The sequence below is a fragment of the Fibrobacter sp. UWB3 genome, assembly GCF_002210405.1.
Taxonomy (GTDB): domain Bacteria; phylum Fibrobacterota; class Fibrobacteria; order Fibrobacterales; family Fibrobacteraceae; genus Fibrobacter.
The window spans coordinates 112,759-135,704 of record NZ_MWQJ01000007.1; the positions used below are offsets into that span (position 1 = coordinate 112,759).

Below are 22,946 nucleotides of genomic sequence, written 5' to 3' on the forward strand. Positions count from 1 at the left end.
TAGAAATAACTGGATTCTTCGTCCTAACGGACGAAGAATGACGTCTTGCTAATTATTTTTTTCTTTTTCCCGGGTCTCTGCGGCATGAAGGGGCTTTTGGCGTTTGGTTCGCTTGAACCCTTTGCCGAAACCGTTTCTTGACTTGTGACCACGGAATCTCCGACGCTCAGTCCCTTGAGAATCTGGACGTTCACGCCATCGCTAAGACCAATCTTTACGCGGCGCGGGGCTGCCTTGCCGTTGATGTTAATCCACACGTGGTCGCCTTCAAGTTTTGGCTTCTTGTGCTTTTTCTTGGCGCCTGTGCTTGGAGCACCACCCGGTCCCATGCCAGGAGGCGGGGGTGGGAAGTTGTCGCCAACTTCGGCGGTCTTCGGACGTTCCGGGCGCGGCATATCTTTCGGATCCATCATCGGGGTTCCTGCGGCAGGCGTAAACTTGAGCGCCTTGACTGGAATCGTAATGGCGTCCGTAATTTCTTGCGTGACAATGGTGCAGGTGGCGGTCATGCCCGGCAAGAGCTTCTGTTCCGGATTCTCGGCGGTAATCACGACGGTATAAGTTACCACGTTGCTCGTGGTCGTCGGGTTCAGTCGAACTTCTTGCACGGTTCCGTTAAATGTTTCGTTCTGGAAGGCATCGACCGTGAACGTGACTCGCTGGCCTTGCTTCACTTGACCAATGTCAGCTTCGTCTACAGCGGCCATGACTTTCATCTGGCTCAAATCCTTTGCGATGACGAACAATGTCGGCGTGCTCATGGAGGCGGCAACGGTTTGGCCGACATCCACCGCTCGTTTCAGCACAACGCCGTCAATCGGGCTCTTGATGGTGGCGTAGCTCAAATTCAGTTTTGCCTGGGCGACTTCGTTCTTGCGCTGTTCCACGGCGAGCTTTGCTGCGTTTAGGTTGTACTCAGCCTGTTCCAGTTCGACCGCACTTGCGCTCTTGCTTTCGGCGAGCTTCTTGACGCGGTCGTATGTGCTTTGTTTGTAATTCAAGTCGTTTTCGGCGCTCTTGTAAGAGATTGTCGTCTGCTTTAAAGTCGACTGCAACTTGGATTTGTCAAGTTCGGCAATGACTTGGCCTTTCTTGACCTTGGAATTGAAATCAACGTTAATCTTGGCGATATCGCCAGAAACCTGCGTACCGACTTCCACCTGGTCTACCGGCTCTAACGAACCCGTTGCCGAGATTGTTGTCTTGATGGTGTCTGTCACCACCTTGGTGCTGATGAGGGCGCCAGCCTGGCTTGTGGCATCTCCGTTAAAGAAGAATGACTTGACGCCGAGGGCGACCCCTGCCAAAACGGCGATAACGATGATGATTTTCAAGAGTTTTTTCATAAGCATTAGAAAAATAGTAACATTGATTTTTTATTACAGCAATTTTGATGATTTGGGAGCACGTAAGGTTGCAAATTTTCTAGCTTAAAGGTCATGACTCGCGTACGCAAAAAAGACGATAGTGCAGAAGTCCGCAAAGTGACTTGGGTGGGGCTTGGCTGGAACGCCGCGCTCTCTGTTGCCAAGTTTGTTGTGGGTGTGGTGGGGAACTCCCAGGCGCTCGTTGCAGATGCTATCCATAGTGCATCTGATTTTGTGACCGATGTCGCCGTGATTGTTGGCAGTCACTTTTGGAACTCGCCACCGGATGCCGAGCACCCTTACGGGCATAGGCGATTTGAAACGCTCATTACGATTGGCATTGGCCTTGCCGTTGCTGCCGTGGGTATTGGCATTGGATATAAGGCCGTCCTTGCGCTGTTGGCGGGTGAGGCATCGCACCCGGAAACGTCCGTTGCGGTGATGGCTTTTGCTTCCATTGTCGTAAAAGAAATTCTCTTCCGCTATACGCGAAATGCCGGGCGAAAAATCCGCAGCCAGGTGCTTGAGGCAAATGCTTGGCACCACCGTAGCGACTCTTTTAGCTCGATTCCTGTGCTCGTAGCAGTCGTTTTTGCCATTTTGCTCCCGCAGCTTTGGTTTGCGGATTCTGTCGGTGCGCTTGTCGTTGCGTTTTTCGTGATTCATTCAGCGATTGAAATTGCGGCTCCGGGGCTTCGGCAGCTTGTAGACCGTGGCGCAAACCCCGATGTCCTGGGCAAGCTTCGAAGCGTGGCGCTTTCGCACCCGAAGGTCATCAGTTTGCATGGGCTCCGTTCCCGCTACGTCGGGAGTGACCTGCATGTGGACGTGCATATCGTGGTCGATGACCAGATGACGCTGAAAGATGCTCATGATGTTGCCGAAGAGGTCGAACAGCTGCTCATCGATTCGAACGAAAACGTCGTCGATGCGCTTGTGCACATAGACCCCTACAACGCCAATCGCGCCGCTCAGGGCGAAATCAAGACTATAGAGAAATAGTTATTTAGTGCCTTCGGCACAGTTACTAGTTAATAGTTGGTAGTTACTAGAAGTTTCTACGTAAACATTTCAAGTAACTATGGTTATTGCGTCGTATTGTTTTTAAATGAATGTATAAATGTTCGTCGAGAGAATAAAGCGTCGGCCACAACCTTAAAAGGCGAACGCAGCGGGGCTGCTTGCAGCCCCATTGCTGAGCCGTAAGGTTGGCGCTTGCGCCAGGATGGGATTAAGTATGGGGCCCCGCCCGCATGAAGCTCATTTTAAATTAAAAAGGCTTTGGGCGTAAGCCCATATCCCTTTTCACACCAGTAAATATTCCAATGTGGTATTAGGACTTTGGCGATTCTGCCTCGCTGGAATCGTGTTTCTATTTATATTAATTTGGTGCAAGTAGCGAGGTTTGATTATGGTACTCGACGAATTTTACAAGCTGAATAACGGGCAGCGAATCCCGAAAATTGCTTTGGGAACATGGCAAACCCCAAATGATGTGGCGGCAACTGCTGTTGCGACAGCTATTGATGCGGGCTATCGCCATATCGATACCGCAATCGCCTACGAAAACGAGGCGGGCGTGGGTGCGGGGCTTAAGGCGGCGTTAAAATCGACCGGAATCCACCGCGAAAGCATCTTTATCACCACGAAAATCCCTGCCGAAGTCAAGAATTACGCCGACACGGTGCGCTGTATTCAAGAATCGATGGACCGCTTGGATGCGTATCATATTGACATGATGCTAATACATGCCCCCCGTCCGTGGGCCGAAATGGGCGTTCCTGGCGGGAACTATTATTACCGTGAAAACGTAGATGTCTGGAAGGCTCTCGAAGAAGCTTACGAGGCTGGTAAAATTCGTGCGATTGGTGTCTCGAACTTTGATATCGACGACCTGAACAATTTGCTGGCGGGTGCACGTGTGGTGCCGGCGGTGAATCAGGTTCGCGTTCACATTGGACATGTGCCGACGGAACTCATTGACTTCTGCGAACAGGTCGGAATTTTGGTGGAAGCGTATTCGCCCAATGCGACGGGGCGCCTTTTGAAAGTGCCTGAAGTCTGTGCCATGGCGGAGAGGTACCATGTGTCGGTGCCGCAACTTGCAAGCCGGTTTGTGTTGCAACTTGGGCTTTTGCCAATCCCAAAATCCGTGCACGAAGAACGCATCCGGCAGAACGCCAAGCTTGATTTCGAAATCAATTCGAACGACATGGCCGCGCTTTTGGAAATTGATGGACTGTAACAAAAAGGTCCCGCTCTAATGAGCGGGATCTTTTTGTTATGAAGGTCTAATCAGACTTTTTTTTATCTCACATTGACTTTCTTGTAATTATGCCCGACCTTGACGATATATGTTCCTGATGTTGGAACTTTCACGCGAGTCTCGATGCTGTTCAACGAACCTGTTGAAAGTACCTGACCTTTCATGTCTATGAGCGCATATTGCCTGGTCGCATTTTGCTTGCTTGTGATGATTGCAATTTCAAGCGTTCCTGTTTTAGCAACGCGGAATTGGCTGAAATCAGAGCTTGTTCTGCGACTTGCAATAGCGTATGGATCAGGACTGATTATGGATTGTTCCAAAATCATGTTTGTCGCGATTTGCAATGTGCTTGTCGGATTGCGACGGTTGCAGTAGTAAATGTCGATGTCGTAAACATCGCCCAATTTTGCACTTGGCAAGAACTTGTCTACATCGACATAGCCGGGGGCCGAAATATGGACGCCGCCGACATCGACCGCTAATTTGTTGTTGATGTAAACCCAGATGTCGTCATTTCCGACAATGCTAAAGTTCAACCCTTTTCTGTATTTGAATGTGGCGTGCGATTCAAGGCAGAAGTGATGGTTGCGCCCAGCAGTAGTTAAGATTGCACTCTCGGCAGAATCATTGTGTAGCTCTATAGACATCCAGCGAGGAGTACCATATTGATCTTGCGGTAATACAGGAGTTTCTGTACCATCTTTGTAATGCAACCAATCAATCGGTGCGTCATAGGCGCAGGACCATCCCCAACCATCTTCAATCCAGGAAACTCCAATTTTTTCGGAGATTTCCGTGCCCAAAGGAGTCAGTGAATTGCCCATGCCAAATTCCCCGCCTTTTATGTAAATGCCTTCGCAATCAATGCCTTTGTCCCAACCGGGACCATTGCAAATAAGTTTGTATGCTGGAACTTTTTGTGTAGCGTCAATTGTGCGTAGACCATCGGGTGTTTTTGAATTTTTTGAGGGGTCAGAACAGTAGAATACGGGACCTTCGGCTCTGCGCTTGCTCTCGGCGGCTGGCAAGCGTTCGGACAACATCATGTCATCATCTGGCGGAACTTCAGCGGGATAGAAACCGCCAGGGACTTTGGCTCCTTTACTTTGTTGATAGTCTGAGTCGAATTCTAGCTTGCCGTAGTAGTTCTTATAGAATGGAATGGCAAAATAGTAGCTTTCATTTATGCCTGGAGTAGCAGTGAAGAGTGCGGCGAAGGCTTCGTCTGCTTGGTCTCCGAAGCATTTTTGGCCTTTGGCGGTCAACTTCAACTTTTTGGTTTTGGCATCAAGCGATGATTCGACCATGCCTGTGGTTACGCCGATGCATGGAATCACGGTGTCCGCAACTGAGGTCGTCGGATATTTTGCGGTCGGATAATAGCAGGCGTTGTAGTTGGATTTACCGGACGCTTCTCGTTCCATTGTCCATCCCGGTGCGCAAGAGAACGCTCCGTGCAATGATGCGTCGGAATCGTAAATCGTAGCGATTAACTCGCGCATGTTAGACCCTTCTGAAGTCGGATGCTTTATATACCATCCATCGTTGCCAGCCGGAAGTTTTGACGCTTCTTCCTTGTCTGCGACAAAATACAGAGCATTGCTGTAATCGGGTTCGCTTGAAAATAGTTCAAAAAAAGCAACTAAAGGAATCGGGGTGGGTGTTGCACTTGTTTCCCATTCTCCATTCACACCGATTGCTTCTTTCTTATCCTCGTCACCTTCGTGGTAGATGAGAACGCTGCTTGGAATTTCTTCGTCAATGTAGCGTCTGATGTACCATCCAAGGTAAGATGGATCTGGGTACATTTCGTGAGGCTTGCCATTTTCTTCGATAATGGGGTTTCCGATAAGCCAGGATTGGTTGTTCGGAACAAAGACGTAAAAGTCGTGGATGACCGGTTCTTTGTACGTCATGTAGATTTGATACTTTTTGCTCGGATCGGGATGCTCCTGAATCCAGACTTCGGCGTTGTCTTCTTTGAAGGTGGAGCAAGTGAAATACTCGTAAATCGTAGATTTGTAGATGCCTTCGGGGGATATGCAAGCGTGCTTATAGCAACTTCTGCCACTGTTATTGTTGATGAAAAACTTGGTGGCATTTTTTGTGATGCTTTTGTCTGCAAGTGAAATCGTGGACCATCCGTTAGCATCTGCTTTAGGGAATGCTATAGCCGTATCACCTAAACTGATGAATGCGTTTATCCAGGTTGCTGGGACTTTTAGGTGTATGGTCGGCGAGCAGGCTGTGCTATCTTCGCGAATCAAGTCTGCCCAAACGCTGGATGCGCCAAAAATAATAGCAGTTGCTGCTAGAATCTTAAAGAGTTTCATTTGTTTTCTCCTCCTCTGGTAGAAGTTAAATAAAAAATACATAATAAAGTTTTTCGAATGAAATGAGCGTAATGATTTTCTTTCTTTTTCTTATGTTGTAGGAAATTTTGACGTATTATTGGTGTATCATGGTGGATGAATAAAAAAAATCCCGTTCGTTTGAACGGGATTTCTTATTCGTGTCACCCCGGACTCCGGGGTCGTCAATGTATTTTACTTTAGTCGTTGATCATGTGTTCGTAGAACTTACGATACATGTCCTTTTCTTCGGTCTTGCGGACGGCAATGGCGTCTTGCGGATGGCGGTTGAGCATGCCCGTGATCATCTGCGGGATGATGTAGCCCCATTCGTACTTGCTCTGCAACGGCAAGAAGAGTTCCTGGATGGCGTCGAGAACCGGGCGGAGGTCGTACTTCGGATTCTTGAGGAAACCGAGGAGGAGTTCAGTGGTGCAGTTGCCTGCGCCGCGGCCCATGCCGGACACGGAGCCATCGAGGTAGTCGACGTGGTTGATGATAGCCTGGATCGTGTTGGAGAAGGCGAGCTGCTGGTTGTTGTGACCGTGGAAGCCGAACTTCTTGTTCTTCACGATGCCTTTGTAGCGGGCAAGTTCCTTGTCGATGTCTTCCTGGTAGAAGGCACCGAAGCTGTCGACGAGGTAAAGCACGTCGGCCTTGCATTCTTCGTTGACCTGGTGGAGGGCTTCGTCAAGTTCCGGACCGCGGTCGCGGCTCACAGCCATGATGTTGAGCGTCGTTTCGTAGCCCATGTCGTGGAAGGCGTTCACCATGCTGATGCCCTTGTCAATGTTCTTGACGTAGCTTGCCACGCGGAACATCTGGTACGGGCTTTCGGAAGCGGGCTTCACGGCATCCATGTTGACGCGGCCCACGTCGGCCATCACGGCCATCTTCATCTTGGAATCGATGCCGTCCTTGACCTTCCAGAGCAAATCGTCATCGCAGAACTTCCACGGGCCGTATTCCTTCGGGTCGAAGAGTTCCGGGGAGTTCTTGTAACCCATTTCCATGTAGTCTACGCCGGCTGCTGTGAGAAGGGTGTACAATCTACGCACGAATTCAAGAGAAAAATCGTGCTTGTTGACGAGACCGCCATCGCGGATCGTGCAGTCGAGAACTTTAATTGTTTCGTAGTACATGTTTGTGTCTCAGGTTATTGGTTTAAAGTTGTTTGTGACGTCATTCTGAGCGATGGAATCGCGAAGAATCCAGTCGTTTTTCATTTACATCGCAAACATAGGTTTTGAATTTTGAATGGTCAATAAATTTTTTGAAGCTGTTGAAAAATATTTAATAATTAACGTAAAACTTGCGTTAAATTGTGATCAAATGGGCTTTGAACTTGTAATTTAAGGCTACAATGGTTTTGAAAAACATCCTTATCCTGATGCTGTTGCTGTAAAACAAGCCAAATAAAATGCGTTTTTTAGTCGCTCTGAACGGTTTCTCGAATGAACTGTAAATGGTTAATTTTGTTTTCTACGCTGAATATGCGTTAAATAAATGCAAAAACTTAACTAGGTTCTTCGTCCTTTCGGTCCTCAGAACGACGCGGCAATGGTCCCCTTTTCGTATGAGGATTATTTTACTTTTCGAAAAACCGTCGTGTATCTATATTTAGCGCATGCATGTATATAAGCTTTCCCCGATTTTGTCTGCCGCGGTTCTTTTGAGCGCGGGCGCTGCTTCTGCTGAAACCAAGTTTTTCTACAACCAGGTCGGTTATGATGTCGGTCAGCCGATTTCCGTGATCGTCAAGAGCGATAATCTTTCGGATGGTGCTGAATTTAGTGTGATGTCAGGCGAGACTGCGGTCAAGACAGGTAAGCTTTCGGCGGGTACGAATCCGGACAACTGGCTCAACAATGGCAAGTTTTTTGTGGCGGATTTGACGGGCCTTACGGCAGGTAAGTACACGCTTCAGGTTTCTGAAAATGGTCAACCGCAGAAATCGGGCGAATTTACGGTGGGCGAAAACGCTTTGGCTGCAAATACGCTTGCGTCAGTGCTCAATTACTTCTATGATGATCGTGCAGATGACCCTACTGTTGAAGGCTGGGATAAGCAGATGCCGGTGTACAAGTCTGATAAAAAGCTCGATGTGCATGGCGGTTGGTACGATGCCAGCGGCGATGTCAGCAAATACTTGAGCCACCTTTCTTACGCGAACTACTTGAACCCGCAGCAGATTCCTTTGACGGTCTGGTCGCTTGCTTTTGCTTCGGAACGCATTCCGGCGTTGCTTGCATCGACTTCGACCAAGGCGAAAACGGCTGATGAAGCCGCTTACGGTGCGGATTTTTTGGTGCGCATGCTTGCCGAAGAAGGCTTCTTTTACATGACCGTGTTCGATAACTGGGGCTCGCTTATGGGCAAACGCGAAATTTGTGCGTTCTCCGGTTCCGATGGCATCAAGAGTACTGATTACCAGACGGCATTCCGCGAAGGCGGTGGCATGGCAATAGCCGGTCTTGCAAGCGCTGCAAGGCTTCAGCTGAAGGGTGATTTTACGAGTGAACAGTATTTGGCTGCGGCTGAAAACGCTTATAAGCATTTATCCGAAAAACAGGGAATTGGCAAGTCTTGTGCTTACTGCGATGATGGCAAGGAAAACATTATCGACGATTATACGGCGCTCTTGGCTGCGACGGAACTTTATGCCGCTACAAAAAAACAGGAGTATCTGGAAGATGCTTATGACCGTGCCGAACATTTATCTTCTCGTGTAAGTGAGGAAGGCTATTTCTGGAGCGATGATGCAAAGACTCGTCCGTTCTGGCATGCAAGCGATGCGGGGCTTCCGTTGGTTGCCCTTGCTCGTTATAGTGAGGTTGTTGGCGCTATTGGCGAAGATGCCGGCATAGAAGTTCATGGTCGGCCATTCCCTTATTGGGCTTGCGTTACTATGATTGGTGGTGGTTGCGTGAACGAATCTATCGTTAATGTTCGTAATGCCATTAAGTCTCATTTTGACTGGCTTGTTAAAATTACGAATAAGGTTGATAACCCGTTTGGTTATGCCCGTCAGACTTACAAGACTCAGGACAAAATAAAGGATGGATTCTTTATCCCGCACGATAATGAAAGCAATTATTGGTGGCAGGGTGAAGATGCTCGTCTTGCAAGTCTTTCTGCGGCGATAATGTACGCAAAACGCATTATTGACGGCGAATATAGGAATGTTACCACGAGTGATGTGCAAAAATATGCTACGGATCAGCTCGACTGGATTTTGGGCAAGAACCCGTATGCGACTTGCATGATGTATGGCAAGGGAACGAAGAACCCGAAAAAGTACGATGGTCAGTCTGAATATGATGCAACGCTTGAAGGCGGTATTGCAAACGGCATTACCGGCAAGAATCAGGATGGTTCAGGCATTGCTTGGACGGATGATGGTGTTGCTGCAGTGGGCTTTGATTCCATGAAGGAATCTTGGCAGGTGTGGCGCTGGGATGAACAGTGGCTTCCGCATAGCACATGGTACTTGATGGCACTTGTGGAACGCTATGATGAATTGACTAAGCCTGTGAAGTTCTCTGTTGGACTTTCGAAGTCTGTGGTTGCAGCGAAGTTCGGCATGTCGCTCGTAGACAACACGCTTTCGCTCCGTTTGCCGCGTTCTGTCGTGGGCAAGTCCATCAAGATTCTTGATGTGCAGGGCAATGTGCAAATGCAAAAGACCGCTCAGAGCATGAATGAATCGCTCAACGTCAGCACACTCAAAACCGGACTTTACCTCGTGCAAATTCAAGGCTTTTCCGCCAAGAAGTTTGTTGTAAAGTAAGAATGCTTTGACGTCATCCTGAGTCCGTAAGGACGAAGGATCCAGTTAATTCTTGGTGAAGCAACTGATAATGTAACTGGATTCTTCGCTACGCTCAGAATGACGAAGCCCCGGATTTATCCCGGGGCTTTGTTGTCATGCCGGCCTTGTGCCGGCATCGCCTTTTTTAATTAGACACTTTAAACTGTTTGGGAGCGGCGTAGGCCATTTGAACTAGGATGTCCTTGCCGGTTTCCATAAGCTTCTTGGACTGCTCGGCGAGCGTGTCGCTGTCGTTTTCCTTGATGACCTTGGTCAAATGCTCCATGGCTGCGTTCACATCGGACTTTGTCTGAATGCGGAGCTCGCCAATGTCAAAGTGCGCACGTCGCAAAAGTTTTGCGTCTGTTTCTTTTGCAATTCCCTTCTCGAACAGAGTAATGGCGGCCTCCGGGATTTTCTTCTGCTTGGCGATAGCGCCCCATTCGAGCCATTGCGTGCTCGGAATTTCTGCATAGCAGGCTGCAATTCGATTCACGGCATCCTTGACTTCCAGGAACTTGACCGGTTCTTCTTGCAGAAGCGCCGTCAGCCCGTATTGCAGTAGGCGAGCCGCATTCTCGTTTTCACCATTGTTTGCCGCTTCAAGTCCCTTGCTGATCATCTTACGGGTGCGTTCGCTAGGTGATTCCGTTTCTTCGGGCCTTTGTTCGGTAACAACTTGTTTGGCGTTTCCTTCTGCGCGATGAGGCATGAAGTACCCTGCAAGCCCGCCTAAAGCAAAGAAGAACGGCGATTCCACAGCGACCGCATTGAATATTCCAGGATTCAGGAACCAGTCAATCGCCATGCTCCCGAAAAGAGCCAATTGCGATATCTTGCTCACGTAAGACGGAATGGCGTCTTTCTCCTTGTCGAAAACGTTTGCTCCAAGCAAGAAACAGACCATCAGGCTTACGCCCATGTAGCGTTGCGATGCAAACTGCCCAAAGAACGATGTGTCTACGAGTAAATCGACAAAGAAACCGCTAATAATTGCGATTACTACCGCGTAAATGTAAACAAAGATTGCGTGCCAGCGCTTCTCAAGCTGCATCAGCGCAAACATGAAAAATACGACGAAGAAAATAAAGGACCATGCGCTTGGGAACAGCAAACTGCAAGTGAGCCAACTTTCGGTATTGCCTCGGCTAGGCTGGTATGCCCAACGGTAACGGAGGAATTTGTCCGTATAATTGTAAATCCATTTTTTGAGTTCCGCCTCATATTGCTTGTCGGTGGGGTAGTTGCCATGCTCCTTGGCGTACTGTTCCTTGCCGCCCTGATTTTCCCACCAATCAAGGAATTCTCCCTTCATTTCCTCGATGCGGTCTTCTATAATCGGTGTCGGTTTCTCGACTTTGTAGCGTTCTTTGTAAAGCTCGAATTCTTGCGCCTTTATGGTGTCGTTTGGCGTGAGTCCCACGTTTCTGAATTCCTGGGCGCGTTCTTCGTCCCACCACTTGTCGAAGGACTGGTGGATTTCCTTTTCCTGGCGGAATTTTTGGATGATGGGGTCAAAGCTGGTCTGGACGTTGAATACCCCGAGTGCTGCGATCGCCAAAAGCGTCACGTAATGGTGAAATTTGAAAAATCGGAACGGTTTTAGGAGGATGCTCAATATTTTCTTCATACCAATGAATATAACTAAAAAGAGCGCTTTCCGTATTCGTTCAGCTGGTTCCACAGAAAATCGGTGTTTACATCCCGGAATCCCTGGGCATTTACCTCTTCGCGGAGCTTGTGGGCGAGGGCGAACAAGTTCGGGCTCTTTTTCATGCGTTCGTTGGCGTCAAACGTGGTCAGGGCATCGATCCAATCGTGAATTTCCGGGAAACGTTCATCGTTGAACACGTTTTCGCGACCGTTCTCGATGTATTCCATGTAGCGCTTGGTAATCAGGCGACCTTCTTCTGTGTAGATTTCCTTCGCCTTGGGGTAGAGCTTTACGCCGGTCAGGTATTCGTGCATCACGGCACCGAAACTAAAGTAGTCCACGGCGTACGTGATGTTTTCGCTAGACTGGGCAAGTTCGGGGGCGCTGTAGCTTGGCGATGAAAGCCCGCCGCCTTCGGTGACGGTTTCGCGCATCTTGGCCTGTGCGTAGCCAAAGTCGCAGAGCAAAATCTTATGGTTGTTCTTGTGCGCCGGATTCTGGCACAGGAGCAAGTTCTTGGGCTTGATGTCCTTATGCACAATTTGGTAGTAATGGAGCTGGCTGATGGTGTTTGCAAGGTAGGCGATTTGTGCCACGCGCTGCAAAAGTTCTTCGTCAGTGAGCTTTGGCTTGATGACTCTATCGAGCGAGCAACCCTTGATAAACTCTAGCTTGAGGTAGGGGTGGCGACCCGCGATGCCTCCGCCAAAAGTCTGCACCACGCCTTCGATGTTTGTGGCGCGGATGAGGTTGTTGATGCGGATCTCGTCTTGGAACGCACTCAAGAGCATGTTCAAACGGTGCAAACGGTTTTTGCCTGGGGGTGCCCAGTATTTGCAGATTTTCACGACGATTTCTTTTTCGTCGTAGCGCTTTTCATCGCGCGGGTGCTGCATCCAGAGCTTGGCGCGGTATAGCTGGTTTGTGCCTACGAGCGAAAGCGGCTCGATAAGCTCGATGCGTTCTGCATTGCCGTTGTGCTTAAAGTCAGGATTGTGGTCGAACCACCGCTGGTATTCTTCCATGGTGTAGTTCGGACGGAGCGCCAAATTGCGCGAGACCCTGTCCATCGTTTCTGCCAAATTGTTCCAGAACATGAAAAAAAATTAGCAAAAAAGGTGACCCCGGCACGGAGGCCGGGGTGACAGGGGCGACAAAAAAGATGCCCGCTTACTTCGACTGCGCTCAGCACAGGCTCCGACGGGCATGACTTTGTTACTTCTTCTTTTCTTCGTCTTCGGCGTGGGAGCGCGCGAACGTGACCTTTTCTTCGCTTTGTTCTTCGAGCTTGGATGTGATGAAGTCGTAAGCCTCATCAACGGTGTCGCAGAACTTGAAGAGCTTGAGGTCTTCGGGATTGATCATGCCTGTTTCGGCAAAGAATTCCCAGTTCAGAGCCTTCTTCCAGAACTTGGAATCGAAAATCACGACCGGCATCTGCTGCGCATACTTATCGGTCTGGATAAGCGTGAGCATTTCGAAGGCTTCGTCGAGTGTGCCGAATCCACCAGGGAAAATAACGAGCGCACGAGCCATGCGCAAGAACCAGTATTTACGAACAAAGAAATAGCGGAACTGCAAATTCAGTTCGTCATCGATGTACGGATTGCAATGTTGTTCGAAAGGTAACTTGATGTTCAAACCGACAGAAGGCGTACCCACGTCAGATGCACCGCGGTTGCCGGCTTCCATAATGCCCGGACCACCGCCCGTCATGATGGCGTAGCCGTGGTGGCGCTTGTTTATCCACTTGCCGAGCTTGGCAGCGAGTTCACGAGCTGCATTGTAAGAATCAGCGACTTTGGAGAGTCGGTCAAGCCTTGCAAGTTCCTTTTTATCCTTGCAGCCCTTGCGGCGTTTTTTGATTTCGTCGGGCGGAAGTGTGCGGGCCGAACCAAAGAACACGATAGAATTCTTGATATCTTCTTGTGCAAAAACTTGTGCAGGCTGGAAAAATTCAGAAAGGAATCGAATGGGGCGTGCGGCATCGCTTTCCATGAATTCGGCGTTGTTGTATGCCATCAGCCCTGGAATCGTGCGTACTTTTTTCGGTGCCATAATGCGAACCTCTTAATTAAGTTTAAATTGATTCATTCTTGTCATTCCCGCGAAAGCGGGAATCTCCTATTTTCTTTTAAAAGGGAGATGCCCGAATAAATCGGGCATGACATTGTTGTATCTTATTGAATAATATACGATAAAATGGCTTTAGGGGCGAAAAAATAAGGTTTTTATCTTCTTACTTGGACTAACATTTATATATTAGTGGTATGCTAGTAAAAATGTGGACAGATAATTTTGTCATTACGGGCGAAATCGACACGCTGCGTGACGAACGCCTCACGGACTATATCCGTGAAAACAAGGACTTTATTGCGGTGACGCAGGTGCGCGTTTGCGATAGGAATGAAAAGGACCTGTTCCGTACGCACTTCCTCAACGTCAGCACCAGTCACATCGAGATTATTCTCCCGGCGGAATAGAACTTGTCATGCCCGCTAAATTGACCTTGCTTAATCGCTCGTCATCCTGAGCGTAGCGAAGGATCCAGTAAAGTCTTGTTTTGCAATACAGAATTTCACTGGATCCTTCCGCCTTTGGCGTCAGGATGACATCTACGGGGGTGTTGGTTACCACTCGATTGCAATCTTCGCGACGAGGAAGCGACGGGAGACTTCATCGAGCTTGGCCGGGTCAATCTCAATGCCAAGCAGCCCTGCAAAAATGACAAACGGACTAGGGGTTGTCCCCTGGTTGTTGCACTTGACGCGCACGACCATCGTGCCGTTTTGAATATCAATACCCAAAATCTGCTCGTTCAAGTCCATCTGCTGACCGCGGTGGTTCGTGACAATAGGCAACTGCTTTTGTTCAAACTTTTGCATAAGGTCGGCGGGGATGCTTTCGGGCGTATGGCGGTAGACCATCGCCTTCGGGAAATGCTTCGAGAGCTTTTCCTTCAAAGGCTCGATGTCCACGATTTCCATGCCGCGCGGGAACGGAGCGCTGAGCTTTGCGATAATGGCGGGTTTACCTTCGGCGGAGAGGTCGAGTTTTTGCAGCAAATCGACGCTGATGACTTCGCAGTAAGTCTCAAGTCCGAGCGGGAGCGCGCCCATGTTCACAATGCGGGGCTTCGGGCTGAATCCCTCGCTGAACTTGATCGGGATGCCTGCGCAAATGAACGTGCGTTCAAAGAAACTGAGCATGTTGTGGTGCGGCAGGAATCGGCTGATGCCGGACTTCTTGAATGTAATCTTGTAGCTGTAGCTCACCTTCTGGCTCGGACGGCGTTCTGCCACGAGCTTCTTGATTTCTTCAGGGGTACGGCTCGGCGCCTTGTGGCGCACAGGGTCGTCGGCGAGGACTATTTCTTTGCCGAATCCCGGAATGCCGCATGCTTGGCAGTCGCCCCATTTGCAGTTTGGCACGGGTGCGGAATTTGGATCGAAAGCCTTTTCCCATTCGCGGCGCAAGTATTGCTTTGTCGTACCTGCGTGAATAAAGTCCCACGGGAAGACTTCGTCCTTATCGCGTTCGCGGTAGACCCAGCTTGTGTCATAGCCGCATTCTTGCCAGACTTCGAGCCACTTGTTAAAGTCAAAACGATAGCTGTCGCTTTCAAAGATGATGCCCTTCTTGTAGGCGGCGTAAATGACAGGACCGAGACTGCGGTCGCCACGGCTGTAGACTGCTTCCAAGAAACTTGTTTCCCAGGCCGCCCAGTTGATTTTCACGTTCGGGTGCTTGAAGAACTTTTCGCGCACATAGCGGATGTGCCCGAGTGCTGTTTCTTTGTCCATAAACGGAGCCCATTGCAGGCCCGTAAACGACTTCGGGATGAGAATGCCAATGCTCACTGCAATTTGAATGCCGCGGTTATACTTGCGTCCGATTTTCACGAGATTGAAGATGAGTTCGCAGAACGCCTGCATGTCATCCAGGTTCTCGGTCGGGAAACCAATCATCGTGTAAAGCTTAATCTTGTTGAACCCGCTAGAGAAAGCGTGTTCGGCAGCGTCGTACATGTCTTGGTCGCTGATGGTCTTGTTGATCATCTTGCGGATGCGTTCGGAACCTGTTTCTGGTGCGAACGTGGCGCTACGACCGCCCTTGAGCGCGGCTACCTTTTCGGCGAGACTTTGTCCAAAACTGTTGACGCGGATACTCGGAAGGCTTACGTCTACGTTGTCATAAAACGGGTCGTCAATGATGGAATCTGTGAGCGCTTCGACCGGCTTGTAGTCAGCGGTCGAAAGTGACAAAAGACCGAGTTCGCGTTCGCCAGTCGCCTGAATGCCTGCCTTTGCAATGTCCAGAACATCGTCCGGATTGAGCTCGCGGCACGGCCTGTACCAAATGCCCGCTTGGCAGAAACGGCAACCCTGCGCGCAACCACGCATTACTTCCACGCTAAAACGGTTGTGAACAAGCTGCATGTTTGCAATCAAGTTCTTGATGGGGTAGTCTTTCGGATCCAAAACCGGGATGAACTGGCGACGTACACCGTTCGTTTTTTCGTAAGAGCCCTTTGCGGGTTCTGCCGGGACAATAACGCCGTATTCGTTCTTGACGACATTCGTCAAGCTCGGTACGTAAACGCCATCGATTTTAGACAAATTTTCCAAAATCTGGGCGCGCTTGAGGCCCGCCTTGCGTCCTTCGCCAACGCAACGCACAAATTTGACAATCAGCTTTTCGCCATCGCCGATCATGAACGCGTCAAAGAAGTCTGCGACCGGTTCGGGGTTCCCCATCGAGGGGCCGCCCGAAACGACAATCGGGTCGCTCTCGGCGCGGTCCTTTTGCCATGCTGGAATCCCTGCAAGTTCAAGCACGTACGGCACGTTTGTAAAGTTGAGCTCGGTCTGGAGCGTAAGCCCCACGACTTCGTAATCCTTGACCGCCGTATAGCTTGCGTGCGTATAAAGCGGAATATCGTACTTCTTCATCTCGGCGGCCATGTCGTCCCACGGCGCAAAAGCCACTTCGCAAAGCAAATTCGGTTCGCGGTTCAGCACATGGTACAAAATTCTGAGCCCGTTGTTGCTCATGCCGATTTCGTAAGTGTCCGGGAACACAAACGCCATGCGCGCCAGCATTTTGCTATGGTCTTTGATGACGCTATTTGCTTCGCCACCCATGTAACGGGCGGGGGATTCAACTGCAGGGAGTGCAAGAGCGATTTTCTCAAGGATTGTCATACCCCCAAAAATAGATAATCTTGTTGCCTGCCCTGTAATATTTTAATATTATTTATGGTATGAATATCGTTAAATATATCTTTTGGTTGGTCGCCTTTTTGATGGGCGTCATTGCTGCATATGTCGTCCCCGAAGAAACCATGTCCATCGGGGCGAAGTTCATATTTGTCGGAGCTTGGGGCGCAGTACTCGGCTTCGTTTTTTATACCGTCTGCAGCAGGCAGATTGAAGCCATCGAAAACGATTTTAACGAGGTGCTGAACAAGCCGCAGCCCAAGGACACGCAGTTCGTGTCGGTCCGCCTCCAAGAAGAAAAGAAGAACCCGCTTCCGCCGGGTGCTATCCCCGCCGCCGAAGCCCTCAAACAGCAACCCGTGCCTGCTTCCATCAAGAAGCTCGATGCCGCCGCCCTCAAGGTCGGGTTCCCGCTCGAAGCCTGGAACGGCTTTAAGGTGGGGATTCTCCGCAACCGTCCGTTTACCGAAGTCATCGACGCCATGCAAAAGCTTTTGCCGGAACTCTTCCCCGAAGCTTCTGGCGTGCTTTATATGTACGGCGGCGTGCAGACTGAACTCTCTCAGATTTTCCGCTTTGGTCCGAACGTCATCAGTGACGAAACCGTGCTCCCAGCCGAATGCGCAAGCTTCAATACCGGCGACATCGTTGTGACCGACTATAGCTCGCCTGAAGTCTCTAGCGGTTGTACGCACTTGCACCACCGCCCGAAGGGCATCGCCATTTGCGCCCCGATCGAAGGCCTTGAAGAACACTTCGGCATTCTGACACTCCAGGTCGATAAGCTTCCGGAAACCGAAACCAAGGAATACTGGCAGGCTAAGGTGAGTATTGTCGCTGCCGCGTTTGGACTTTACGTGGCGAACCAGGACCTCAGCATGCGCTTTGAACAGCACAGCATCCGCGACGTGCTGACCGGTCTTTTTAACAAACGTTATATGGAAGAATCGCTCAGCCGCGAAATCACTGCTGCTGTGCGCCACAAGTCGCCCATTGGCATTGTGATGCTTTACCCCGATGCAATCCCTGCCGTGCAGAACGCTCAAGGTCGCCACGCTGTGGAACAGCTCTTCTGGGAACTTGGACAGCGCTTGCCGAGCTACATCCGTGGCGAAGACATCCCGTGCCGCTACTCCGACGACGTGTTCTGCGTGATTATGCCGGGTGCCGACCTCCAGATTACCAGGAACCGTGCCGAACGTATTCGCAATGAAATCTCGCAGCTCCAGATTGCCTACGGTGAAGGAATCCTCGCGACCACGCTCAGCATGGGCGTTGCCGTGATGCCGACCCACGCAAACGATGCAGGCTCGCTCATCTACACCGCAGAAGCCTCCCTCCAGATGGCTATGCAGGCCGGTGGCAACCGCGTCGTCGTCGCAAATTCTGTGATGAAGTAATCGCTTTCACGTCGTTCTGACGCCGCCTATTACGTCATGCGTTATATCGTCGTTCTGACACTGTTTATTACGTCATCCTGAGCGCAGCGAAGGATCCAGTTAATTCTAGAAAAGCCTCCTTCGGGAGGCCTTTTTTATATGTATATCTGTGCTAAAATGGAAGTGGACTTCCTGTTTTGCATGAAAAAGCTCTTGAATGTAAATATTCGTAAATGAATGGACTGCAAAACGATGTGATGGTCATCACACCTCCGAATAATATATTCCAAATTGGAATATAAAAAACAGATGAAAATCCCTTTTTCGTAAAAAATTATCTATATATAGTTCATCGGAAAGTTTGGTTAATATTTGCGAAATTTTGCGAAAAACGGCACTTTTAAGTTGGAATATACTGAGTCATGACAAAAACGTGACAAAAGTTTGACAAAAGTATTGCTTTTCGGAAAAAAAGTGGATATATTACTGAATGTAAACGAGCAATAACGCTCAAAACAAGAATGTGTCACAAAAACAAGGAGAACACACTATGAAGAAGCAAGGTTTTACCCTTATTGAATTGATGGTCGTGATTGTTATCATGGGCATCCTCGCCGCCGTCGCAGTTCCGAAACTCTTCGGTATGATTGCAAAGTCCAAGGCCTCTGAAGTCGGTCCGGCAGCTGGAACCTACGTGAAGTTGCAGGATGCACATGCATCTGAAACCGGTGCTATTGGTACATGGCAGATGATTGGTTATATTGCTCCGGGTTCCAAGCAAGGTGGTAGCTCCGAAAGTTACTCTACTTCAGTCTTTGATTATACCAATGCGTTCACAGGTACTGGAACTTCTGGAACAACAATGGTTGGTTCAATGGCTGCCAATCAGGAAGGTTGGAGAGCTACTGCTAAGACCGCTTTGAACGATTGCACGATTCAGAGTTACTGGAAAATTGTAATGAATCAGGCTGGTAACGGTGCTTCGGTTAGCTACACTGCATCCATCACGGATAACGGCAACAGCACTAGCAATGCAAATTGCAAGACTTTGACTGCTAATTTCGAAAATATCGGTCACGACTAATCGTCTGACTGAACGAAAACTTCAAAAGTCCTCCCATTCGGGAGGGCTTTTGTTATATCATAATTGATGTTGGGTTTGTCGTAATTATAGGCTATTTTGATAAGGTGAAAACAGAAATTCTCGTTTGAAAAATTAAGCTGTATTGACTTCTTTTCCGAAAGATTCTATATCTCATATATGGATGTACAAAATTTAACCTACACTCTTATAAATAAGGATGTTCCTCTTTGCGACTTTATCATCGAAGGTGAAGGTGAACTTGAATTTTGCAAAATCGTAAAAACGAATGCACCTTTACCGTTCTGATGTGATCCGCTTTCTACATGGGTTGCAAACAGAAGTGCTGCCAAACATCGTAGCCACGTGAATAAAATACTGGAATTATGCGGTGGAAAAACAAAGAGCGGTTTTATTGCTTTAACGCATTGTCTCTCCTTGACCGACACACTTTGGGTAAAAAGCGAACGGGAAAATATTTCTTGGAAAGATGTCAATCTGTACGAAAATCACTTTGATGAGGATATTTCTAAATTTGTAATTTATGGGCATGATGTAGTTAAATTTCAAAAATCAACGAAATACCCCGAACTCACGACTGACGGTGCTTACGACAAATGCTGGTTGAATGAGAAAGATGGGATCCATCTTATAAAAACGGGTAGCTCTGGAGCAAGAAATGCAGGACTTGAGCCCTATGGCGACGTCCTTGCAAGCCAGGTCTTTGAAAAAATCTGCTGTTCTGTAAAATATGACCTGAGAAAATACGATGGTCGAGTTGTATCGGATTGTAAAATCTTTACGAGTCAGGAATTTGGTTATCGACCGATAGCACTGTTTTACAAAGTGCGGTTGACGCTTCCGAAGTTACTTGAAATTTACCGCGAATTCAATTGCGAAGACGAATTCCGTCGCATGGTAGTGGCTGACTGCATAACGCTGAATTCCGACCGTCATTTTGGAAATTTCGGCTTTTTGGTCAACAACGAGACTTTTGAACGCACCGAGCTGAATCCGTGCTTTGATTTCAACATGGCTTTTGTCCCTCTCGCCGAAGACGGCTTTGATTTCGGCGTAAGAGGCGACGGATCAATGCCAGACTTTGACGAATACTTGTCGAAGCGAAGCCCTGTAATTGGCTGCGATTACGTTGCCCCGGCTCGTGCAATACTCACGCCTGAAATCAAAAAATGCGTCGAAGAAATCCGCGAAACTCCGCTATCAGTGCCATGTGACGACAAATTCACTGAAAAACGCCTTTCGCAAAAGAACATGATAAAGAACGTCCAATGCGAACGAATTCTCGGCTTTGATTCAAAGTGGGAATTTTAGAATTCTCATCACTTAGTTCCATTTTCAAACAACTGCAAATTCAAGCCTAGCATTTTCAACACTTGAAGCGTTTTACCCAAGTGTATGGACTCTTTTCCGTTCTCAAGTTCAGAAAGAAAACGGATGCCAACCCCGCAAAATGCGGCACATTCAGCCTGAGTAAAACCCAGACTTTTCCGGCGTGCCCTAATCTGCGATGAAATATCTTTGAGCGATTGGATTTCCATGCTCTAAATATAATATTCCCGAACGGGAAAATCAACGTCTCGATTGTCGATAAAAATCAAAATATTCCCGAACGGGAAGATTAAATTTCCGTCTGTACTATTTTCCCATTCTTTAATTCAGAATCAAGCAAATCGTAATTGTAGGCTGAACTTTCCGTGCAAAGTCCTGTTGTCGGATTTTGTAACAGCTCAAAAGTTTTTGAATTATAGATGAGACTTAACGCCGCCTGCAGTGAAAGATTGCGTTCTTCCATCAGCCATTTAGCCATATCGCTGACTATGCCTTCAACGAGAAATTCCTGTTTTAAAGTCATACACTAGGTCTCTTTTGCAAAAAGGATATCGCCTTCGGTGTCCTAAAAGCGTATTGGTTGTTCAGTCTACGAGATTTTAAACCATTCACCAATTCGTCTATTGAAATCACATTAATCGCAAATGTTCTGAATAGTGTAGCGATATCATCATTTGCCACAGGACCAATAATTAAATCAAACTCTTCTGCGGGATGCTTTTGATTACGACTTCTATTCGCCATCACAAATTCAGCCCATTCCCGATCTGGTTGTCCGAAATTTTTAATTTTTAAGGAAGATAAATCGGAATCGTCAAACTCGAAGGCGTTTACTACAGGCTTACCCCCAAATCTATCGGCAACTTTTTGCGACATTTCACGAGCTTGCACTAATATTGTTGTTAGATAAAAAGACTGTCCAAAATCTTTAAACGGCTTACACATGGCTAAGTCGATTTTTTCAATATCGCAATTGGAACCATGGTACAAAATCATTGAATCTGCCCTCCGTTTTTTTGACAGATTGCAGTCAAATCTTCAATGGTATCGTCAAAAGAAAGCAAATGTTCAGCTCCATAGTGAGCTTCTAAGAAATCCATTCCTTTAAAAAGGTGCAGATAATTAAAAGCTTGCTTTACCGAAAGCGCTTTTGCTTTCGCAAATTCACTAATTGCAGCGACAGTCCATGTTATTTGCTTATCCATATAGAGAAATATACAAAAAAGACATCCCTAGTCAAAATTATAAGCATTTCGATTTACAATCTAACTCTACATTTACACTTTATATGCTCCTATATTCCAACCACCAATCTGGGTTGTTGTCAGAGATGTATGCTTTGTGCAATTTTACGTGAATGTAACGAAATCACGTTTTTTAGTTATCGGCTTAGTTGCTTAAAATTGGGTGTTAAAGGTTCTGCATTTGGTGGCATTGTCGCTGTATAGCGGATTATACCTGAATTATCCGTGCCAACAGCGATTGTCCAAGAAGAACCGGCGGCAACATCATTCAATGCAGTCAAACTTGAGGCAATCCACCCCACAGTTGCAGTTCCTGAATTTCCTCTAAAGGTCACTGAAGCCCCCCCACCTTTCAAAGTTCCTCCGCCATAGCAAAAGTTTGTGCTTTTGGTAGAATCTGTAGCAACGATAGAGCCTGGTCCTATATACCCAATAATCGTCCATGATCCAAGTTGATGAGTCTCACCTATATAAGAGTCTTGCAATTTTTCGTAAGTTCTTGCAGCTGGTCCAATTTCAGCAGCTTTGGATTTTGCAATCATACCAAACATCTTGGGAACTGCTACAGCAGAAAGGATGCCCATGATGACGATCACAGTCAGCAATTCAATAAGAGTAAACCCTTGCCTTTTCATAAGCTCCCCAATGGTAAAATTGAAAATTTTTTCAGTTTCTAAAGATAAACATTTGAAGAAAAAAAACAATGCATAAAAAATTTACTTAGAGAAAATAAGATTAAAACAGAAGCTACTTCACAGAGCTGAAAAAAATCCTTCCCCTTGGGAAGGATTCATTATTTTCAGCAAATCTGTTTAAAAACTACTTGCCGATGTTTTCGAAGTTTGCCGTCAAAGAAGCACAACCGGTTCCGGTCGGATTTTTAGCAACGTACTTAACCATCGAGCCACTTGCAGAGGCATCGCCCTTTGCCAATTTGACAGTCCATTCGCTTTTCACAGCACAATCATTGAGTGCAGTTAATGCTTCAGCAGCCCAACCGGCTTCACCAACCTCCGTAGTACTCAACTCACCAACCATCGTTGTGTGTTTGGTATTATCTTTTGGTGCGAATTGGTCACTATACTGAAAAACCGTTGTCTTAGAAGACTTTCCGTCAGAAGCCTTTGTACCCGGAGCGATATAGCCGATTTCCGACCATGCACCAGCGGCACCAGTTTCAGCTGCATAAGCATCCTGCAACTTCACGTAGGTTGCGGTCATTTT

At 48.0% G+C, this 22,946-nt stretch carries 20 protein-coding genes; 7 read left to right on the plus strand and 13 right to left on the minus strand.

What is annotated here, in order from left to right; translation table 11 throughout:
* Positions 1-23: 23 nt before the first annotated feature.
* Positions 24-1,346, minus strand: a complete 1,323-nt coding sequence (locus B7991_RS09330) for an efflux RND transporter periplasmic adaptor subunit (RefSeq protein WP_176421791.1) — start codon at positions 1,344-1,346, stop codon at positions 24-26.
* A gap of 93 nt (positions 1,347-1,439) precedes the next feature.
* On the opposite strand from B7991_RS09330, the gene B7991_RS09335 reads away from it, so the two are divergent.
* Both B7991_RS09335 and B7991_RS09340 read left to right on the plus strand, forming a co-directional pair.
* The gene (locus B7991_RS09335; protein WP_088630581.1) at positions 1,440-2,369 is read left to right on the plus strand and encodes a cation diffusion facilitator family transporter; all 930 of its coding nucleotides are present in this window, start codon (positions 1,440-1,442) and stop codon (positions 2,367-2,369) included.
* A 409-nt stretch (positions 2,370-2,778) separates the two neighbouring features.
* Entirely contained in the window at positions 2,779-3,612 is an 834-nt protein-coding gene (locus tag B7991_RS09340; RefSeq protein WP_088630582.1) for an aldo/keto reductase, read from the plus strand.
* A gap of 62 nt (positions 3,613-3,674) precedes the next feature.
* Here the strand turns inward: B7991_RS09340 and B7991_RS09345 are convergent, their stop codons facing one another.
* Both B7991_RS09345 and B7991_RS09350 read right to left on the minus strand, forming a co-directional pair.
* Complete coding sequence (locus tag B7991_RS09345) at positions 3,675-5,966, minus strand: fibro-slime domain-containing protein (RefSeq protein ID WP_176421792.1); 2,292 nt, start codon at positions 5,964-5,966, stop codon at positions 3,675-3,677.
* Between the two features lie 218 nt (positions 5,967-6,184).
* Positions 6,185-7,126, minus strand: a complete 942-nt coding sequence (locus B7991_RS09350) for an aldolase catalytic domain-containing protein (protein WP_014546686.1) — start codon at positions 7,124-7,126, stop codon at positions 6,185-6,187.
* A 485-nt stretch (positions 7,127-7,611) separates the two neighbouring features.
* On the opposite strand from B7991_RS09350, the gene B7991_RS09355 reads away from it, so the two are divergent.
* Entirely contained in the window at positions 7,612-9,774 is a 2,163-nt protein-coding gene (locus B7991_RS09355; RefSeq protein ID WP_088630584.1) for a glycoside hydrolase family 9 protein, read from the plus strand.
* 166 nt (positions 9,775-9,940) lie between these two features.
* Here B7991_RS09355 and B7991_RS09360 read toward each other — a convergent pair whose 3' ends face one another.
* The 3 genes from B7991_RS09360 to B7991_RS09370 form a co-directional block, all read right to left on the minus strand.
* Entirely contained in the window at positions 9,941-11,425 is a 1,485-nt protein-coding gene (locus B7991_RS09360) for a hypothetical protein (RefSeq protein WP_088630585.1), read from the minus strand.
* 14 nt (positions 11,426-11,439) lie between these two features.
* A complete protein-coding gene (locus B7991_RS09365; RefSeq protein ID WP_088630586.1) occupies positions 11,440-12,546 on the minus strand; it encodes a protein kinase in 1,107 nt (368 codons plus the stop codon).
* Between the two features lie 118 nt (positions 12,547-12,664).
* Positions 12,665-13,507, minus strand: a complete 843-nt coding sequence (locus B7991_RS09370) for an LOG family protein (RefSeq protein ID WP_088630587.1) — start codon at positions 13,505-13,507, stop codon at positions 12,665-12,667.
* Between the two features lie 212 nt (positions 13,508-13,719).
* Here B7991_RS09370 and B7991_RS09375 point away from each other — a divergent pair, with 212 nt between their 5' ends.
* Complete coding sequence (locus B7991_RS09375) at positions 13,720-13,932, plus strand: hypothetical protein (RefSeq protein WP_015732184.1); 213 nt, start codon at positions 13,720-13,722, stop codon at positions 13,930-13,932.
* Between the two features lie 147 nt (positions 13,933-14,079).
* On the opposite strand, the gene B7991_RS09380 is transcribed toward B7991_RS09375, so the two are convergent.
* On the minus strand, positions 14,080-16,653 hold the full coding sequence (locus B7991_RS09380; RefSeq protein WP_088630588.1) for a TIGR03960 family B12-binding radical SAM protein: 2,574 nt from the start codon (positions 16,651-16,653) through the stop codon (positions 14,080-14,082).
* 59 nt (positions 16,654-16,712) lie between these two features.
* On the opposite strand from B7991_RS09380, the gene B7991_RS09385 reads away from it, so the two are divergent.
* The 3 genes from B7991_RS09385 to B7991_RS09395 all read left to right on the plus strand — a co-directional run bounded on the left by B7991_RS09385 (position 16,713) and on the right by B7991_RS09395 (position 20,460).
* Positions 16,713-18,068, plus strand: a complete 1,356-nt coding sequence (locus tag B7991_RS09385; protein WP_088630589.1) for a GGDEF domain-containing protein — start codon at positions 16,713-16,715, stop codon at positions 18,066-18,068.
* Between the two features lie 529 nt (positions 18,069-18,597).
* The gene (locus tag B7991_RS15195; protein ID WP_088630590.1) at positions 18,598-19,131 is read left to right on the plus strand and encodes a type IV pilin protein; all 534 of its coding nucleotides are present in this window, start codon (positions 18,598-18,600) and stop codon (positions 19,129-19,131) included.
* Between the two features lie 435 nt (positions 19,132-19,566).
* Positions 19,567-20,460, plus strand: coding sequence for a hypothetical protein (locus B7991_RS09395; RefSeq protein WP_088630591.1), 894 nt, complete (start codon positions 19,567-19,569; stop codon positions 20,458-20,460).
* A gap of 8 nt (positions 20,461-20,468) precedes the next feature.
* Here the strand turns inward: B7991_RS09395 and B7991_RS09400 are convergent, their stop codons facing one another.
* The 6 genes from B7991_RS09400 to B7991_RS09425 all read right to left on the minus strand — a co-directional run bounded on the left by B7991_RS09400 (position 20,469) and on the right by B7991_RS09425 (position 22,943).
* Positions 20,469-20,687 carry a helix-turn-helix transcriptional regulator gene (locus tag B7991_RS09400; protein ID WP_088630592.1) on the minus strand — a complete coding sequence of 73 codons (219 nt, stop codon included), beginning with the start codon at positions 20,685-20,687 and terminating at the stop codon, positions 20,469-20,471.
* Between the two features lie 80 nt (positions 20,688-20,767).
* Complete coding sequence (locus tag B7991_RS09405) at positions 20,768-21,001, minus strand: hypothetical protein (RefSeq protein ID WP_088630593.1); 234 nt, start codon at positions 20,999-21,001, stop codon at positions 20,768-20,770.
* The gene (locus B7991_RS09410; protein ID WP_088630594.1) at positions 20,998-21,474 is read right to left on the minus strand and encodes a DUF3990 domain-containing protein; all 477 of its coding nucleotides are present in this window, start codon (positions 21,472-21,474) and stop codon (positions 20,998-21,000) included. Before B7991_RS09410 ends, B7991_RS09405 begins: the two co-directional genes overlap by 4 nt.
* The gene (locus tag B7991_RS09415; RefSeq protein WP_088630595.1) at positions 21,471-21,683 is read right to left on the minus strand and encodes a DUF3791 domain-containing protein; all 213 of its coding nucleotides are present in this window, start codon (positions 21,681-21,683) and stop codon (positions 21,471-21,473) included. Before B7991_RS09415 ends, B7991_RS09410 begins: the two co-directional genes overlap by 4 nt.
* A 176-nt stretch (positions 21,684-21,859) precedes the next feature.
* Positions 21,860-22,357, minus strand: a complete 498-nt coding sequence (locus tag B7991_RS09420; RefSeq protein WP_088630596.1) for a type II secretion system protein — start codon at positions 22,355-22,357, stop codon at positions 21,860-21,862.
* Positions 22,358-22,541: 184 nt separating this feature from the next.
* Positions 22,542-22,943, minus strand: coding sequence for a hypothetical protein (locus B7991_RS09425; protein WP_088630597.1), 402 nt, complete (start codon positions 22,941-22,943; stop codon positions 22,542-22,544).
* Positions 22,944-22,946: the final 3 nt, after the last annotated feature.

Bases quoted from the DNA above. Each gene is read 5' to 3' on its own strand.
- B7991_RS09335 (WP_088630581.1), top strand. From the start codon at position 1,440: ATGACTCGCGTACGCAAAAAAGACGATAGTGCAGAAGTCCGCAAAGTG.
- B7991_RS09425 (WP_088630597.1), bottom strand. From the start codon at position 22,943: ATGACCGCAACCTACGTGAAGTTGCAGGATGCTTATGCAGCTGAAACT.
- B7991_RS09400 (WP_088630592.1), bottom strand. From the start codon at position 20,687: ATGGAAATCCAATCGCTCAAAGATATTTCATCGCAGATTAGGGCACGC.
- B7991_RS15195 (WP_088630590.1), top strand. From the start codon at position 18,598: ATGAAGAAGCAAGGTTTTACCCTTATTGAATTGATGGTCGTGATTGTT.
- B7991_RS09370 (WP_088630587.1), bottom strand. From the start codon at position 13,507: ATGGCACCGAAAAAAGTACGCACGATTCCAGGGCTGATGGCATACAAC.
- B7991_RS09385 (WP_088630589.1), top strand. From the start codon at position 16,713: ATGAATATCGTTAAATATATCTTTTGGTTGGTCGCCTTTTTGATGGGC.
- B7991_RS09415 (WP_088630595.1), bottom strand. From the start codon at position 21,683: ATGGATAAGCAAATAACATGGACTGTCGCTGCAATTAGTGAATTTGCG.
- B7991_RS09420 (WP_088630596.1), bottom strand. From the start codon at position 22,357: ATGAAAAGGCAAGGGTTTACTCTTATTGAATTGCTGACTGTGATCGTC.
- B7991_RS09405 (WP_088630593.1), bottom strand. From the start codon at position 21,001: ATGACTTTAAAACAGGAATTTCTCGTTGAAGGCATAGTCAGCGATATG.
- B7991_RS09360 (WP_088630585.1), bottom strand. From the start codon at position 11,425: ATGAAGAAAATATTGAGCATCCTCCTAAAACCGTTCCGATTTTTCAAA.
- B7991_RS09380 (WP_088630588.1), bottom strand. From the start codon at position 16,653: ATGACAATCCTTGAGAAAATCGCTCTTGCACTCCCTGCAGTTGAATCC.
- B7991_RS09365 (WP_088630586.1), bottom strand. From the start codon at position 12,546: ATGTTCTGGAACAATTTGGCAGAAACGATGGACAGGGTCTCGCGCAAT.
- B7991_RS09375 (WP_015732184.1), top strand. From the start codon at position 13,720: ATGCTAGTAAAAATGTGGACAGATAATTTTGTCATTACGGGCGAAATC.
- B7991_RS09410 (WP_088630594.1), bottom strand. From the start codon at position 21,474: ATGATTTTGTACCATGGTTCCAATTGCGATATTGAAAAAATCGACTTA.
- B7991_RS09350 (WP_014546686.1), bottom strand. From the start codon at position 7,126: ATGTACTACGAAACAATTAAAGTTCTCGACTGCACGATCCGCGATGGC.
- B7991_RS09355 (WP_088630584.1), top strand. From the start codon at position 7,612: ATGCATGTATATAAGCTTTCCCCGATTTTGTCTGCCGCGGTTCTTTTG.
- B7991_RS09340 (WP_088630582.1), top strand. From the start codon at position 2,779: ATGGTACTCGACGAATTTTACAAGCTGAATAACGGGCAGCGAATCCCG.
- B7991_RS09345 (WP_176421792.1), bottom strand. From the start codon at position 5,966: ATGAAACTCTTTAAGATTCTAGCAGCAACTGCTATTATTTTTGGCGCA.
- B7991_RS09330 (WP_176421791.1), bottom strand. From the start codon at position 1,346: ATGAAAAAACTCTTGAAAATCATCATCGTTATCGCCGTTTTGGCAGGG.